This is a genomic window from Cupriavidus sp. 05T42 (assembly GCF_056396345.1).
Map to the genome: position 1 here is coordinate 1 of NZ_JBFTLH010000006.1, position 14,484 is coordinate 14,484.

Genomic DNA, 14,484 nt, shown 5'->3' on the forward strand with positions numbered 1-14,484 from the left:
GTCCGGCTCCGGCCCCGCGCCAGCCGCGCCGCGCCGYCGCCCCGGCGGCCCCCGCATCGACCGACGGCGCTGCCGCCGGCGAGCCATACACGATCCAGCGCGGCGACACGCTGTCCAGCATTGCCGGCGATGCCGCGCAGGGCCAGGACGTGTCGCTCGAGCAGATGCTGCTCGCGCTGTATCGGAATAATCCGAATGCATTCATCGGCGGCAACATCAACCGGATCAAGTCCGGCGCGGTGTTGAAGGTGCCGAGCGCCCAGCAGGCGCAGTCCGTGAGCCCGCGCGAAGCTCGCCGCGAGGTCGTGGCGCGCACGCAGGGCTTCGACAGCTACCGCAGCCGTCTGGCCGCCGCCGCTGCCGCGAAGTCCGTGGAAGCGGGCTCGGGGCGTGAGCAGTCCGGCAACGTGACGGCGCGCGTGCAGGACACCACGGTGCCCGCCGCCGGTCCGCGCGACGAACTGAAGCTGAGCAAGGCAGACCGCGCCGCGCAGGCCAAGGCGCAAGCCCAGGCCGAAGCCGAAGTGGCCTCGCAGCGCAAGCTGAAGGACGCCGAGTCGAAGCTGGCCCAGCTCGAGAAGAACGTCACGGACATGCAGCGCCTGATGGAGCTGAAGAATGCCGAGATCGCCAAGCTGAACCAGGCCAAGGCGGCTCCGGCCCAGGCTGCTGCGCCGGCCACGCCGGCGGCCAGCACCGCGCCGACCGTGGTGCCCGCCGAGCCGGCCAAGCCCGCTGACACGGCGACTGCCGCGACGAGCACGGCCACGCCGACGCCGGCTCCGGCCGCCACGGCAGCTGCACCGGCCTCCGCAGCCGATGCCGCCGCGCCGGCCGCAGCCGCTGTGGCTGCAACGGCCGCCGCTTCGGCGCCGCAGGCAGACGCCGCCGCACCCGCCCCGGCCGCCGCCGCTTCCGCCCCTGTGGCCGTGAAGAAGCCCGCGCCGCGCGTGCAGCCCGCACCGGTACCGGAACCCTCGTTCMTGGACGAACTGCTGGGCAACCCGATGCTGCTGCCGGGCGCCGGCCTGCTGGTCGCGCTGCTGGGCGGCTATGCCGTCTATCGTCGCCGCCAGAAGCAGAAGACCGCTGACAAMGGCGGCTTCGGCGACAGCATCCTGTCGCAGGAAAGCACGGTGATGGCCGGTGGCCATTCGCTGTTCGGCACCGCCGGCGGCCAGAGCGTGGATACCTCGCAGCACAGCGTGTTCGGCGCCGATTTCCGGATCGGCAACAACTCGCCGGAAGCTACCGAGGTGGACCCGATCGCCGAGGCGGAGGTGTATATCGCCTACGGGCGCGACGTGCAGGCCGAAGAAATCCTGCGCGAAGCGCTGCAACAGAGCCCGGAGCGTCAGGCCATTCGCCTGAAGCTGCTGGAGATTTACAACACTCGCCAGGATGTGGAAGGTTTCCGAGTGATTGCAGAAGAAATGTTCGCCCAGACGGGCGGGCAAGGCGCGGACTGGCTGCAGGCCGCCGAAATGGGTCGCAAGCTGGACCCGAGCAATGCCTTGTATTTGTCGGTAGCGCCGGACGCCACGGCCGAAGTGGATACCACCACGCCGGTCGCGGACCAATGGCGCACGCAGGACCCCGCGCACAACCTCGAGCAACCGCCGCGCGAGCCCGCCATGGCGGATCTGGCGCTGCCGCTCGACGCCTTCCCGGCGCCCGCGCCGGGGGAGCCCATCGTGGCACCGGAGTCGGCCTCGCTGGTATTCGGTAACGAATTCCAAGCGGAACCGGTGGCACGTCTGGATGACGTACTCGACGAAAGCCACGACACCGGCCTCGACATGCCGGCTGACCTGGAAAGCCGCCACCTGGCCGAGGTGCCGGCGCTCGATACCCCGACGCGTTCGCGTCCGCTGGAGTTCGACATGTCGGGCATCTCGCTCGACCTGAACCCCGGCAGCGCCGGCAAGTCGGCGGGCAACGACCCGCTGGCCGACTCGGTGCCGCTCCCGGCGCCGACGATGCTGCAGAACGGCCGTCTGGCCGAGCCGATCGACCTGAGCCGCGTGACGTCCGAGGGCGGTGGTGACACCACCCACGGCGTGTCCGCCAGCACCCTGTCCGCCAACGGCATGGACGGCGGCCGCGACATGCAGATCAAGCTCGACCTGGCCCGTGCCTACATCGAGATCGGCGACAAGGAAGGGGCCCGCGAACTACTCCAGGAAGTGGTGGATCAGTCGCAAGACCCGCTCCAGGCCGAAGCGCGCACGCTGCTGCGCGAGGTGGCCTGACCGGTAGCGGTCACGCGTCGGAAAACGGCCTGCAAAGGCCGGTATGATGGAGGGCTTGCACGGCGCCACGCCGTTGCGGCCCGAAGCGATGCGCCGGAAGCGTCCCTTCCGGCGCATTTTCTTTTGGGATCCATGAATCGCATCGCCATCGGGCTTCAGTACGACGGGTCGGCCTTCTCGGGCTGGCAGGCGCAACCGCACCGCAATACCGTGCAGGACCACCTGGAAGACGCCATCGAGCGTTTTGCCGGGACTCGCCTGCTGACCACGGTGGCGGGGCGTACCGATGCCGGCGTGCATGCGCTCGGGCAGGTGATTCATCTCGATACCGAACTCTCGCGCGACAAGTTTTCCTGGGTGCGCGGCATCAATGCCTTCCTGCCGCCGTCGGTCGCCCTGCAATGGGCCGAGCCGGTGGACGAGGGCTTCCACGCGCGCTTCCTGGCGTTCGAGCGCAAGTATTACTACGCGCTCTACACCGGCCCGCACCGCGTGCCAATGCTGCATGGCCGCGCCGGCTACCTGATGCTCCCGCCGGGCCAGCAGCTCGACGTGGATGCCATGCGCGCCGCCGCGAGCTGCCTGCTGGGCGAGCACGATTTCTCGGCCTTCCGCGCCGCCGAATGCCAGGCCAAGTCGCCCATCAAGACGATGTACGACGTGACCCTGAAGGCCGACGGCAACTGGGTCTTCCTGCGCTTCCGCGCCAGCGCCTTCCTGCACCACATGGTGCGCAACCTGATGGGTTCCCTCGTAGCGGTAGGGCGGGGCCGCTATCCGGTGAGCTGGATGGCCGAAGTGCTGGCCGGCCGCGACCGCCGTCTGGCTGCGCCCACCTTCATGCCCGATGGCCTCTACCTGGCCGGCGTGAAGTATCCTGAGCCGTACCGGCTGCCCGCCGCGGACCCGTCCGCGAGCTTCTTCCACGGAGTCTTTACCGATGACGGCGCCTGATTTCAGCCAGATGCCCGGCCGCACCCGCGTCAAGATCTGCGGCCTGACCCGCGAGGACGACGTACGCGCCGCCGTGGATGCCGGCGCCGACGCCATCGGCCTGGTCTGCTACGCCGGCAGCCCGCGCTATGTGGACGTGGCGCGCGCGGCGGCACTGGCCGAGCGAGTCGCGCCGTTCGTCTCGGTGGTTGGCCTGTTCGTCAATGCCGATGCCGAGGAAGTGGCCCACGTGGCGGAGCGAGTGCCGTTGACGCTACTTCAGTTCCACGGTGACGAGACCCCCGAGCAGTGCGCGGAGATCGCCCGGCGCTGCCGGCTGCCCTTCATGCGTGCGGCCCGTGTTCGTCCGGGGCTCGATTTGGTAGAATTCGCCGATCAATACCGTGACGCCGCCGGCCTGTTGCTCGATGCCTTCGTGGAAGGCTATGGCGGTGGCGGCCACGTCTTCGACTGGACCCTGATTCCCGGCCAATGGCTTCCGACCGATCCGGCGCTGGTTTCCACCTCGCAGCCGGCACCCTCCGTGCCCCCCAAGGGCAGCCCGAACGCAAACGGCGCTCCTCGCATCGTTTTGAGTGGTGGGTTGAACGCGCAAAACGTCGCTGGCGCGATTGAGCGCGTGCGCCCCTATGCCGTGGATGTGAGCAGCGGCGTGGAGGCGTCGAAGGGCGTGAAGGACCACGCCCGCATTGCCGCGTTCGTGCGTGCCGTGCGCATGGCGGAAGCAGGGTGACCCGGGGCCTCCCGGACCCGTTCCCGCCGCCTGCCGGCCGCATCCCCGAATTTCAGCGCCCCTGCCCGAACCGGGCCGGTGCGCCATCCTGAGAGCCTGGACATGTACGACTTGCCCGATTCCCGTGGCCATTTCGGCCCCTATGGCGGCACCTTCGTTTCCGAAACGCTGGTTCACGCGCTGGACGAGCTGCGCGAAGCCTATGCGCAATCCCAGAACGATCCCGCGTTCGACGCCGAATACCGGCGCGAGCTGAAGCACTTCGTCGGCCGCCCGTCGCCGATCTACCATGCGCAGCGCTGGAGCGAGACGCTCGGCGGGGCCCAGATCTTCCTCAAGCGCGAAGACCTGAACCACACCGGCGCGCACAAGATCAACAATGTGATTGGTCAGGCGATTCTGGCCCGCAAGATGGGCAAGAAGCGCGTGATTGCCGAAACCGGCGCCGGCATGCACGGCGTGGCCACGGCGACGATCGCCGCGCGCTTCGGCATGGAATGCGTGGTCTACATGGGGGCCGAGGACGTGCAGCGTCAGGCCGCCAACGTCTACCGCATGAAGCTGCTCGGTGCCACCGTCGTGCCCGTGGAGTCCGGCTCGCGCACGCTCAAGGACGCGCTCAATGAAGCGATGCGCGACTGGGTGACCAACGTGGAATCCACGTTCTACATCATCGGTACCGTGGCGGGCCCGCACCCGTACCCGATGATGGTGCGTGACTTCCAGTGCGTGATCGGCGAGGAAGCCAAGGTGCAGATGCCCGAGCTGGCCGGCCGCCAGCCAGACGCGGTCATCGCGTGCGTGGGAGGTGGCTCCAATGCGATGGGCATCTTCTATCCGTATATCGACTATCCCGATGTGCAGCTGATCGGCGTGGAAGCCGCCGGCGACGGCCTGGAGACGGGCCGCCACGCGGCGTCGCTGACCGGCGGCTCGCCGGGCGTGCTGCACGGCAACCGCACCTACCTGCTGCAGGACGCCAACGGCCAGATCATCGAGACCCATTCGGTCTCGGCCGGCCTGGACTACCCGGGCGTGGGTCCCGAGCACGCGTGGCTCAAGGACATCGGCCGCGCGCAGTACGTGCCGATTACCGACGACGAGGCGCTCAAGGCCTTCCATGACTGCTGCCGCATCGAGGGCATCATCCCGGCGCTGGAGTCGAGCCATGCCATCGCCTACGCCTGCAAGCTGGCGCCGACGCTGCCGAAGGACAAGCTACTGCTGGTGAACCTCTCCGGACGGGGCGACAAGGACATGCACACCGTGGCCGAACGTGCGGGGCTGAAGCTCTGATGCAAGTGCTGCCTCCCGAATCCGACCTGCTGGACTCCTCCGCGTTGCGGCTCTATCAGGAAGACGTGCTGGAAGGGATCTCCAAGATCCCCGACGGCTCCATCGATCTCGTCGTGGCTGACCCGCCCTATGGGCTGGGCAAGGACTACGGCAACGATTCCGACCGCCTCTCGGGCCAAGCCTACCTGGAATGGTCCGAGCGGTGGATGGACGCCATCGTGCCGAAAATCGCGCCGCGCGGCTCGCTCTACCTGTTCTGCACGTGGCAGTACTCGCCCGAGCTGTTCGTGATGCTCAAGCAACGGTTGACCATGATCAACGAGATCATCTGGGACCGCCGCGTGCCGAGCATGGGAGGCACCACGCGCAAGTATTCGTCGGTGCATGACAACATCGGCTTCTTCGCCCGCCAGCGCGACTACTACTTCGACCTCGACCCGGTACGGATTCCGTACGACGCCGAGACCAAGAAGGCGCGCAGCCGGCCGCGCTTCGAGGGCAAGAAGTGGCTCGAGGTGGGATACAACCCGAAGGACCTGTGGAGCGTGTCCCGCATCCATCGCCAGGACCCCGAGCGCGCCGACCATCCGACCCAGAAGCCGCTCGAGATCGTGGAGCGGATGGTGCTGGCGAGCTGCCCGCCGGGCGGGCTCGTGCTCGATCCGTTCACGGGCAGCGGCACCACCGCCGTGGCCTGCGTGCGCCATGGCCGGCGCTTCGTCGGCTATGAGATGAATCCTGAGTACGCGCAACTGGTGCGCCAGCGGGTGGAGGCGGCGATCCCCCTGGTCACKCCCGCCGTGCCGGATCCGGTTCAACCCGCAGTACCCGCCGCCAATGACGATGCCGCGGAAGCCGATGCCGCCGTCCAACGCCTTATCTAATTCCTGACATGTCCCGCATCCAGAAGACTTTCGCGGCCTTGGCCGCGCAGCAGAAGAAGGGCCTGATTCCGTTCATCACCGCCGGGGATCCGGCGCCCGGCCTGACCGTGGACCTGATGCACGCGTTGGTGGCCGGTGGCGCCGATGTGATCGAACTCGGCGTGCCGTTCTCGGACCCGATGGCCGACGGCCCGGTGATCCAGCGCGCATCCGAGCGGGCGCTCGCGCAGGGCGTGACGCTGACGCAGGTGCTCGCCTGGGTCGCAGAATTCCGAAAAACCGACGCCAGCACGCCCGTCGTGCTGATGGGCTACGCCAACCCGATCGAGCGGATGGGCGACGAGGCCTTCGCCAAGGCCGCCCGCGCGGCTGGCGTGGACGGCGTGCTCGTGGTCGACTATCCGCCCGAGGAGTGCGAGGCGTTTGCCGCCCTGATGCGCGCCAATGAGATGGATCCCATCTTCCTGCTCGCCCCGACCTCCACCGATGCGCGCATCGAGGCGGTGGCGAAGGTCGCCAGCGGCTATCTTTATTACGTGTCGCTGAAGGGCGTGACCGGCTCGGCCACGATCGACCTGGAAAGCGTGGCGAGCCGCCTGCCACTGATCAAGCGCCACGCCAACCTGCCGGTGGGCGTGGGCTTCGGCATCCGCGATGCCCAGACCGCGCGCGCCATCGGCAGCGTGGCGGACGCCGTGGTGATCGGCAGCCGTCTGGTGCAACTGCTGGAAGACGCCCCGCGCGACCAGGCAGTGACCGCGCTGCGCGACTTCATCGCCGAAATCCGCCGGGCCCTGGACGCCTGAGCCACGGCAAAACGTGACGCCATGCCGACATCGACATGGCTTGATTGTGATCGATGTATCACAATCGATGCGATTTGCTTCGGCCAGACCGGCCCGGCATGGTAAATTCGCGGCCTGATTCCCTGTCGTCTCACCGTCAGCGCCTGCGCATGCAGGCTGGCGCGCGGACGGCGGCTATCCGTAAGGAGCTTTCATGAGCTGGTTGGATAAACTCCTGCCTCCCAAGATTCAACAGACCGACCCCTCCACCCGCAAGGGCATTCCGGAAGGGCTGTGGGTCAAGTGCCCGGCGTGCGAGTCCACGCTGTACCGGACCGACGTCGAGGCCAATCTGCACGTCTGCCCGAAGTGCGACCACCATATGCGCATCCGCTCGCGCGAGCGGCTGGACGCGCTGCTGGACGCCGAAGGCCGCTATGAAATCGGCCAGGAAATCGTGCCGGTGGACGCGCTGAAGTTCAAGGACACCAAGAAGTACCCGGACCGCATCAAGGCCGCCATGGAAGAGACTGGCGAGACCGATGCGATGGTCGTCATCGGCGGTGCCATCCACACCATTCCGGTGGTGGTGAGCTGCTTCGAGTTCGAGTTCATGGGCGGTTCGATGGGCTCCGTGGTGGGCGAGCGCTTCGCGCGCGGCGCGCAGGCGGCGCTCGAGCAGAAGGTGCCGTTTATCTGCATTACCGCCACGGGCGGCGCGCGCATGCAGGAAAGCCTGCTGTCGCTGATGCAGATGGCCAAGACCACGGCCATGCTGAACCAGCTGGCCAACGCCAAGCTGCCGTTCATCAGCGTGCTGACGGACCCGACCATGGGCGGCGTCTCGGCCAGCTTCGCCTTCCTGGGCGACGTGGTGATTGCCGAACCCAAGGCGCTGATCGGCTTTGCCGGCCCGCGCGTGATCGAGCAGACCGTGCGCGAGAAGCTGCCGGAAGGCTTCCAGCGTGCCGAGTTCCTGCTGCAGAAGGGCGCGATCGACATGATCGTCGACCGTCGCAAGCTGCGCGCCGAGCTGGCGCAACTGCTGGCGCTGCTGCAGAAGCAACCGGCGGACGCGGTAGCCTGACGCGATTCGTGTGAATGCAGGACAATGGCGCGGGTGCCCCCACCCGCGCCATTTTGTTTTTCCAGTTTTGAATCTGGTTTTCCCATGCCCATCTTCCACAATCTCCCCGACTGGCTGACCCATCTGGAAAGCGCCCACCCCGTGGGCATCGACATGGGCCTGACCCGCATCACGCGCGTCAAGGAAGCGCTGGGCCTGCGCATCGACGCGGTGGTCTTCACCGTGGGCGGCACCAACGGCAAGGGTTCGACGTGCGCGATGCTCGAGTGCATCCTGCTCGAGGCCGGCTACAAGGTCGGCATGCATACCTCGCCGCACCTGATCACGTTCAACGAGCGCGCGCGCATCAACGGGGAGATGGCCACGGACGCGCAGCTGCTGCCGCACTTCGAAGCCGTCGAGCGCGCCCGCACGAGCTTTGCCGATCCGGTCAGCCTGACCTATTTCGAATTCACCACGCTGGCCATCATCCACGCCTTCGCGGCGGCCGGGCTCGACGCCATCATCCTCGAAGTGGGCCTCGGCGGACGGCTGGACGCGGTGAATGTGATCGATACGGACTGCGCGGTCATCACCAGCGTGGACATCGACCATACCCAGTACCTCGGCGACACGCGCGAGAAAATCGGCTTCGAGAAGGCGGGCATCTTCCGCCCGAACGTGCCGGCGATCTGCGGCGACCCGATGCCGCCGAAATCGCTGATCGACCATGCGGAAGCCATCGGCGCGGAATTGTGGCTCGTGGGCCGCGATTTCCACCATCAGGCGGCCAAGGGGCAGGAACGGCAGCAATGGGACTGGATTGGTCCGGACCGCAAGCTGAACGGCCTGGGCTACCCGGCGCTGCGCGGCGCCAACCAACTGCTGAACGCCTCGGCGGCGCTCGCGGCGCTGCAGGCCATGCGTCCGCGCCTGCCGGTGAGCGCGCAGGAGGTGCGTAACGGGCTCGCCTTCGTCGAATTGCCGGGCCGGTTCCAGGTGATGCCGGGCCGTCCGGCGGTGATTCTCGATGTGGCGCACAATCCACATGCAGCCGCCACGCTGGGTCAGAACCTCGAGAACATGGGCTTCTTTCGCTACACCTACGCGGTGTTCGKGGCGATGGCAGACAAGGACATTGCCGGCGTACTAAGCCACGTGGCGGACAAGGTGGACCACTGGTGCTTCTGCGACCTGCCCACCGACCGCGCCGCCAGCGCGGCGGACCTGCGCGAGCAGCTTGAGGCAGGCGGCTTCCGCGAGGGCCCGGACAATACGGCCGCGTGCTTCTCCAGTCCGGAATTGGCGTATCGCGATGCCATCGAGAGAGCGACCGAGAATGATAGAATCCTGGTCTTCGGGTCGTTCTATACGGTGGCCGGCGTGCTCGCGTATCGCGCCACGCAGGCGAATTGATCGCCGCCGGAATGACATCGCACCGAATCACTCTCTAGGCATCGGCATCCATGGGCCTGCTTTCGCTGTTCTCGTCCCGCAAGGGCTCTGATCCGGCACCGGAGCGCGGTCGTCGTACGCGCGCGGATGTGGGCGCTGGCGTCGGCGCGTCGCGCCGGTTGAACGAGGAATACGCCGACGACACCCTCGACCCCGACTTCCCGCAGAAGCAACGCGCGCGGCGCCGCCTGATTGGCGCCGTGGTACTGCTCGTGGCGGCGGTCATCGTGCTGCCTATCGTCTTCGAACACAAGCCCCGTCCGGTATCGGAGGACGTGGCGGTCAAGGTAGCCAACGGGCAGGGCGCTACGCAGAAGCCGAAGGTGGAGGCGCGCAAGGCCGATCCGCTGCCACCCACGCCGTCCGCCACGCGCAATGACGCCGCGCTGGACGCCGGCGAGGAACTCGTCAGCGCGCCAGCCGCGGCCGACAAGCCGCGTGCCGATGCCAAGCCAGAAGCCAGGCCCGATACCAAGGTCGCCGAGACCAAGCCCGCCGACAAGCCGGCTGACAAGGCCACCGGCAGCGGCAAGTTCATGATCCTGATTGGCGCGTTCTCGTCCGAAGAGCGTGCGAAGAACTGGCTGGCCAAGCTCAAGGCGAGCAAGGTGCCGGCCTATGTGGAGAAAAAGACGCTTGCCGACGGCGAGCGGATCCTGCTGCGCGCCGGCCCGTTCACCGATCGTGACGCCGCCGATGCGGCCGACAAGAAGGTCAAGGCCGTGGGCCTGACCTCCAAGGTGGTGGAACTGTAAATCGCCCCCATCTGACGGGTCATCTGCCAGGAACAAGCGCCAGACGCATGGCTTTTACTTTTTTCGATTACGGCGTTGCCTTCATCCTCGTGGCCTCGGGCCTGATCGGCATCCTGCGCGGGCTGGTCCGCGAGGTGCTGGCCCTGGTGGGCTGGGTGGTGGCCTTCCTGCTGGCCTACCACTTCGGCGCGATGGCAGCCCAGTGGATGCCGGAAACGCTGCCCGGCGGGCAGCTCACGCGCAGTGCGCTGGGCTTCCTCGCAGTGTTTCTGGGTACCTGGATCGTGTCGGCACTGGCCGGCGCCATCCTCGGCCAGTTGCTGGAAACCACGGGCCTGAAGCCCGCGGATCGCGGCCTGGGGCTGGTATTCGGCCTCGCGCGCGGCGTGCTGATCGTGATGCTGGTCGTGGTGCTGGCCGGGCTCACCAAGCTGCCGGAAGAACAATTCTGGCGCGACGCGGTGTCGCGCCCCTATGTGATGCAGGCCATGGACGAGTTGCGGCAATGGCTGCCGCCGGACCTGGCCAAGTATGTAAAGACCTGAAGTCAACGCGGGTCCCGACGCCTCCTACCGGATTGCAGCCGGGACCGCGCCCCTGAATCAAAGTTGCCTTTCCTGGGAGTGCGGCATGTGCGGTATCGTCGGCGTGGTTTCCACCAGCCCTGTCAACCAATTGATCTATGACAGCCTGCTGCTGTTGCAACACCGCGGACAGGATGCAGCTGGCATCGCCACGGCCAACGGCAGCACCTTCCACATGCACAAGGCCAACGGCCTCGTGCGCGATGTGTTCCGCACCCGCAACATGCGCGGCCTGCCGGGCACGTCCGGCATCGGCCAGGTGCGCTACCCGACGGCCGGCTCCGCCTCGAGCGAGGAAGAAGCCCAGCCGTTCTACGTGAGCGCGCCGTACGGCATCATCCTGGCCCACAACGGCAACCTGACCAACTCGGAACAGCTGCGCGAGGAGATGTTCCGCCGCGACCGTCGCCACATCAACACGCATTCGGACACCGAAGTGCTGCTGAACGTGCTGGCCGACGAACTCCAGCGCGGCAGCGACGGCCTGTCCCTGGACCCCGAGGCGATCTTCAAGGCCGTCTCCGGCATGCATCGCCGCGTGAAGGGTGCCTATGCGATTACCGCCCAGATCGCCGGCTACGGCCTGCTGGCTGTGCGCGACCCGTTCGGCATCCGCCCGCTCTGCATCGGCAGCGTCGACACCCCGACGGGCAAGGAATACCTGATCGCGTCGGAATCCGTGGCGCTGGAAGGCATGGGTTATCGCATGGAGCGCGACGTGGCGCCCGGTGAGGCCATCTTCATCGACATGGACGGCAAGTTCTACAGCAAGCAGTGCGCCGAGAACCCGGTGCTGACGCCCTGTATCTTCGAGTACGTGTACCTGGCCCGCCCGGATTCGTGCATCGATGGCGTGCCCGTCTACGACGCGCGCCTGCGCATGGGTGACTACCTGGCCGAGAAGATCCGCCGCGAAGTGTCCTCCGGCGACATCGACGTGGTCATGCCGATTCCCGACTCGAGCCGCCCGGCCGCCATGCAGGTGGCCAACTCGCTCGGCGTGGATTACCGCGAGGGCTTCTTCAAGAACCGCTACGTGGGCCGCACCTTCATCATGCCGGGCCAGGCCGTGCGCAAGAAGTCGGTACGCCAGAAGCTCAACGCCATGGGCGTGGAGTTCAAGGGCAAGAACGTGCTGATCGTCGACGATTCCATCGTGCGCGGCACCACCTCGCTCGAAATCGTCCAGATGGCCCGCGACGCTGGCGCCAACAAGGTGATCTTCGCCTCGGCCGCGCCGCCGGTGAAGTACCCGAACGTGTACGGCATCGACATGCCCACGCGCAGCGAACTGGTGGCCCACGGCCGCACCGACGAGGAAGTGGCGCAGATGATCGGCGCCGACAAGCTCGTGTACCAGGACGTGGAAGCGATGAAGCAGGCCGTGCGCGACATCAATCCGGCGCTGCGCGACTTCGACGCCTCGTGCTTCGATGGCCGCTACATCACCGGCGATATCGACGAGGAATACCTGGTGCGCCTGGAGACGGCGCGCAGCCAGGCTGACCGCGACGGCACCAATGCCGACACGGAGCGCTCGCAACTGCATCTGCAGCGCTCGGGCAACCACGATTAATCCGATCAGAAGACAGCCAGCAGCATGAGTGAACCGTTCCAACCAGAGTCCCTCGGCATCGATACCCTCGGCGTGCGCGCCGGCACGCTGCGCAGCAGCGAGTTCATGGAGCACTCCGAGGCGATGTACCTGACCTCGAGCTTCTGCTTCCACAGCGCCGCAGAGGCGGCCGAGCGGTTTGCCAACTCGGAAGAGGGCTACACGTACTCGCGCTTCACCAACCCCACGGTGTCGATGTTCCAGTCGCGGCTGGCGGCGCTGGAGGGCGGCGAGGCGTGCATGGCCACGGCATCGGGCATGAGCGCGATCCTCTCCGTGGCGCTGGCGTCGCTGCAATCGGGTGACCATCTGGTCAGCTCGCGGTCGATCTTCGGCTCGACCATGACGCTGTTCAACACGATCCTGGCCAAGTTCGGCGTGGAGACGACCTACGTGGACACGGGCGACCTGTCCGCGTGGCGCGCCGCCGTGCGCCCGAATACGAAGCTGTTCTTCCTGGAAACGCCGTCGAATCCGCTGACCGAGGTCTCGGACATCGCGGCGATTGCCGACATCGCCCACAATGCGGGCGCGCTGTTCGTGGTAGACAACTGCTTCTGCTCGCCGGCGCTGCAGCAGCCGATCAAGTTCGGCGCGGACGTGGTGGTGCACTCGGCCACCAAGCACATCGACGGCCAGGGGCGGGTGCTGGGCGGCGCGGTGGTCGGCAAGCACGACTACATCATGGGCAAGCTTTTCCCGTTCGTGCGCACGGCCGGCCCGACGCTGTCCGCGTTCAATGCGTGGGTGATGCTCAAGGGCATGGAGACGCTGGCCATCCGCATGGAGCGGCATTCGCAGAGCGCGTTGGCGGTGGCCGAGTTCCTGGAGTCGCACCCGGCCGTGGCCAAGGTGTACCACCCGGCGCTGAAGTCCCACCCGCAGTACGACATCGCCATGCGCCAGCAGAGCGGCGGCGGGGCGATCGTCTCGTTCGAGCTGAAGGGCGCCACGCCCGAGCAGCAGCGCGCCAATGCCTGGCGAGTGATCGACAGCACGAAGGTGTGCTCGATCACGGGCAACCTCGGCGACACGCGCACGACCATCACGCATCCGTACACCACCACGCACGGCCGCGTGGCGCCGGAAGCGAAGGCGGCGGCGGGCATCACCGAAGGGCTGATCCGCTTGTCCGTGGGACTGGAATCGGTGGTCGACCTGAAGGCCGACCTGCTGCGCGGGCTCGGCCAGTAAGCCAGTAAGTCGTATCGTTTTAACCCCTCTCCCGGTGCCGGGAGAGGGCGTACCCCTCAGCGCAGCATCCTGCGCCGCAGCAGCACCAGCGCCACCAGCAGCGCGGCCACGGCGTACACCGCCAGCACGGCCAGGTGCAATCCCCCATGTTCCACCGGACGACCCAGCATCAGGGGGCGAATCAGCGCCACCGCGTGGGCCAGCGGCAAGACCTGCGTCGCGGCCTGGGCGCCGGTCGGCAATTGCTCCAACGGGAAGAACACGCCCGAGAGCAGCAGCATCGGCGTCATCACCAGCGTCTGGTAGAACATGAAGAAGTCGTAGCTCGGCGCCAGTGCCGTGACGATCATCGCCAGACTCGCGAAGGCGATGCCCGCCAGCACGATCACCGGCAGCGCCGCCAGCGCGCCCGGGAACTGCGCGTAGCCGAGCGCGCCCGCCACCAGCATGATCGCCACGCCGGACAGCACGGCCTTGCTGGCCGCCCAGAGGATCTCGCCCAGCACCACGTCGCCCAACGTCAGCGGGGCATGCATGATGGCCTCCCACGTGCGCTGCACGTGCATGCGGGAGAACGCGGAATACATCGACTCGAAGCTCGCCGACATCATCACGCTTGACGCCGTGGTGCCCGCCGCCAGGAAGGCGATATACGACACCCCGTGCACCTCCCCGACCAGCAGGCCCAGCCCCAGGCCGAGGCCGAACAGGTAGATCATCGGGTCGGCCAGGTTGCCGATCATCGACGGAATGGCGAGCTTCTTCCACACCATGTAGTTGCGATACCAGACCATCATCCAGTTGCGCGCATTGCGTGGCAGCAGCGGTTGGGGATAGTGCTGGCGGGGTGGCGGCGCGGGGCGTGGCACGGTGGCCGCCACGTCGGGCGTGCGGGGGTCCTGTTCGCTCAT

General features: G+C 67.1%; 13 protein-coding genes. 12 read left to right on the forward strand and 1 reads right to left on the reverse strand.

All coding sequences use genetic code 11. The annotated features are described in order from the left end of the window. The 12 genes from AC1EJR_RS09630 to AC1EJR_RS09685 all read left to right on the forward strand — a co-directional run. The coding region (locus AC1EJR_RS09630; RefSeq protein WP_477146989.1) for a motility hub landmark protein FimV at window positions 1-2,252 on the forward strand (2,252 nt) is incomplete at its 5' end. 132 nt (window positions 2,253-2,384) lie between these two features. Further along, the gene (gene truA, locus AC1EJR_RS09635) at window positions 2,385-3,206 is read left to right on the forward strand and encodes a tRNA pseudouridine(38-40) synthase TruA (protein WP_477106492.1); all 822 of its coding nucleotides are present in this window, start codon (window positions 2,385-2,387) and stop codon (window positions 3,204-3,206) included. After that, window positions 3,193-3,939, forward strand: coding sequence for a phosphoribosylanthranilate isomerase (locus AC1EJR_RS09640; RefSeq protein ID WP_092290126.1), 747 nt, complete (start codon window positions 3,193-3,195; stop codon window positions 3,937-3,939). The genes truA and AC1EJR_RS09640 overlap by 14 nt, the downstream gene beginning before the upstream one ends. Window positions 3,940-4,041: 102 nt before the next feature. Next, window positions 4,042-5,235: a tryptophan synthase subunit beta gene (trpB, locus tag AC1EJR_RS09645; protein ID WP_092290124.1), complete on the forward strand. Its 1,194-nt coding sequence runs from the start codon at window positions 4,042-4,044 to the stop codon at window positions 5,233-5,235. Next, the gene (locus AC1EJR_RS09650; protein ID WP_092290121.1) at window positions 5,235-6,119 is read left to right on the forward strand and encodes a DNA-methyltransferase; all 885 of its coding nucleotides are present in this window, start codon (window positions 5,235-5,237) and stop codon (window positions 6,117-6,119) included. Before trpB ends, AC1EJR_RS09650 begins: the two co-directional genes overlap by 1 nt. A gap of 8 nt (window positions 6,120-6,127) precedes the next feature. Next, complete coding sequence (gene trpA, locus AC1EJR_RS09655; protein WP_441644002.1) at window positions 6,128-6,925, forward strand: tryptophan synthase subunit alpha; 798 nt, start codon at window positions 6,128-6,130, stop codon at window positions 6,923-6,925. A gap of 193 nt (window positions 6,926-7,118) precedes the next feature. After that, entirely contained in the window at window positions 7,119-7,991 is an 873-nt protein-coding gene (gene accD / locus AC1EJR_RS09660) for an acetyl-CoA carboxylase, carboxyltransferase subunit beta (RefSeq protein ID WP_092290111.1), read from the forward strand. A gap of 84 nt (window positions 7,992-8,075) precedes the next feature. Beyond that, complete coding sequence (folC, locus tag AC1EJR_RS09665) at window positions 8,076-9,386, forward strand: bifunctional tetrahydrofolate synthase/dihydrofolate synthase (RefSeq protein WP_477146990.1); 1,311 nt, start codon at window positions 8,076-8,078, stop codon at window positions 9,384-9,386. Window positions 9,387-9,436: 50 nt separating this feature from the next. Beyond that, entirely contained in the window at window positions 9,437-10,180 is a 744-nt protein-coding gene (locus AC1EJR_RS09670; RefSeq protein WP_092290107.1) for an SPOR domain-containing protein, read from the forward strand. 47 nt (window positions 10,181-10,227) lie between these two features. Further along, the gene (locus AC1EJR_RS09675; protein WP_092290105.1) at window positions 10,228-10,725 is read left to right on the forward strand and encodes a CvpA family protein; all 498 of its coding nucleotides are present in this window, start codon (window positions 10,228-10,230) and stop codon (window positions 10,723-10,725) included. Window positions 10,726-10,810: 85 nt separating this feature from the next. Then, entirely contained in the window at window positions 10,811-12,340 is a 1,530-nt protein-coding gene (gene purF / locus AC1EJR_RS09680; RefSeq protein ID WP_092290103.1) for an amidophosphoribosyltransferase, read from the forward strand. Window positions 12,341-12,364: 24 nt separating this feature from the next. After that, on the forward strand, window positions 12,365-13,573 hold the full coding sequence (locus tag AC1EJR_RS09685) for an O-succinylhomoserine sulfhydrylase (protein ID WP_092290101.1): 1,209 nt from the start codon (window positions 12,365-12,367) through the stop codon (window positions 13,571-13,573). A 56-nt stretch (window positions 13,574-13,629) separates the two neighbouring features. On the opposite strand, the gene AC1EJR_RS09690 is transcribed toward AC1EJR_RS09685, so the two are convergent. Beyond that, window positions 13,630-14,484 carry an ABC transporter permease gene (locus AC1EJR_RS09690; protein WP_477113290.1) on the reverse strand — a complete coding sequence of 285 codons (855 nt, stop codon included), beginning with the start codon at window positions 14,482-14,484 and terminating at the stop codon, window positions 13,630-13,632.

Excerpts from the sequence above, each read along its gene's own strand:
- truA (WP_477106492.1), top strand. The coding sequence starts at position 2,385 with ATGAATCGCATCGCCATCGGGCTTCAGTACGACGGGTCGGCCTTCTCG.
- AC1EJR_RS09640 (WP_092290126.1), top strand. The coding sequence starts at position 3,193 with ATGACGGCGCCTGATTTCAGCCAGATGCCCGGCCGCACCCGCGTCAAG.
- trpB (WP_092290124.1), top strand. The coding sequence starts at position 4,042 with ATGTACGACTTGCCCGATTCCCGTGGCCATTTCGGCCCCTATGGCGGC.
- trpA (WP_441644002.1), top strand. The coding sequence starts at position 6,128 with ATGTCCCGCATCCAGAAGACTTTCGCGGCCTTGGCCGCGCAGCAGAAG.
- accD (WP_092290111.1), top strand. The coding sequence starts at position 7,119 with ATGAGCTGGTTGGATAAACTCCTGCCTCCCAAGATTCAACAGACCGAC.
- AC1EJR_RS09670 (WP_092290107.1), top strand. The coding sequence starts at position 9,437 with ATGGGCCTGCTTTCGCTGTTCTCGTCCCGCAAGGGCTCTGATCCGGCA.
- AC1EJR_RS09675 (WP_092290105.1), top strand. The coding sequence starts at position 10,228 with ATGGCTTTTACTTTTTTCGATTACGGCGTTGCCTTCATCCTCGTGGCC.
- purF (WP_092290103.1), top strand. The coding sequence starts at position 10,811 with ATGTGCGGTATCGTCGGCGTGGTTTCCACCAGCCCTGTCAACCAATTG.
- AC1EJR_RS09685 (WP_092290101.1), top strand. The coding sequence starts at position 12,365 with ATGAGTGAACCGTTCCAACCAGAGTCCCTCGGCATCGATACCCTCGGC.
- AC1EJR_RS09690 (WP_477113290.1), bottom strand. The coding sequence starts at position 14,484 with ATGAGCGAACAGGACCCCCGCACGCCCGACGTGGCGGCCACCGTGCCA.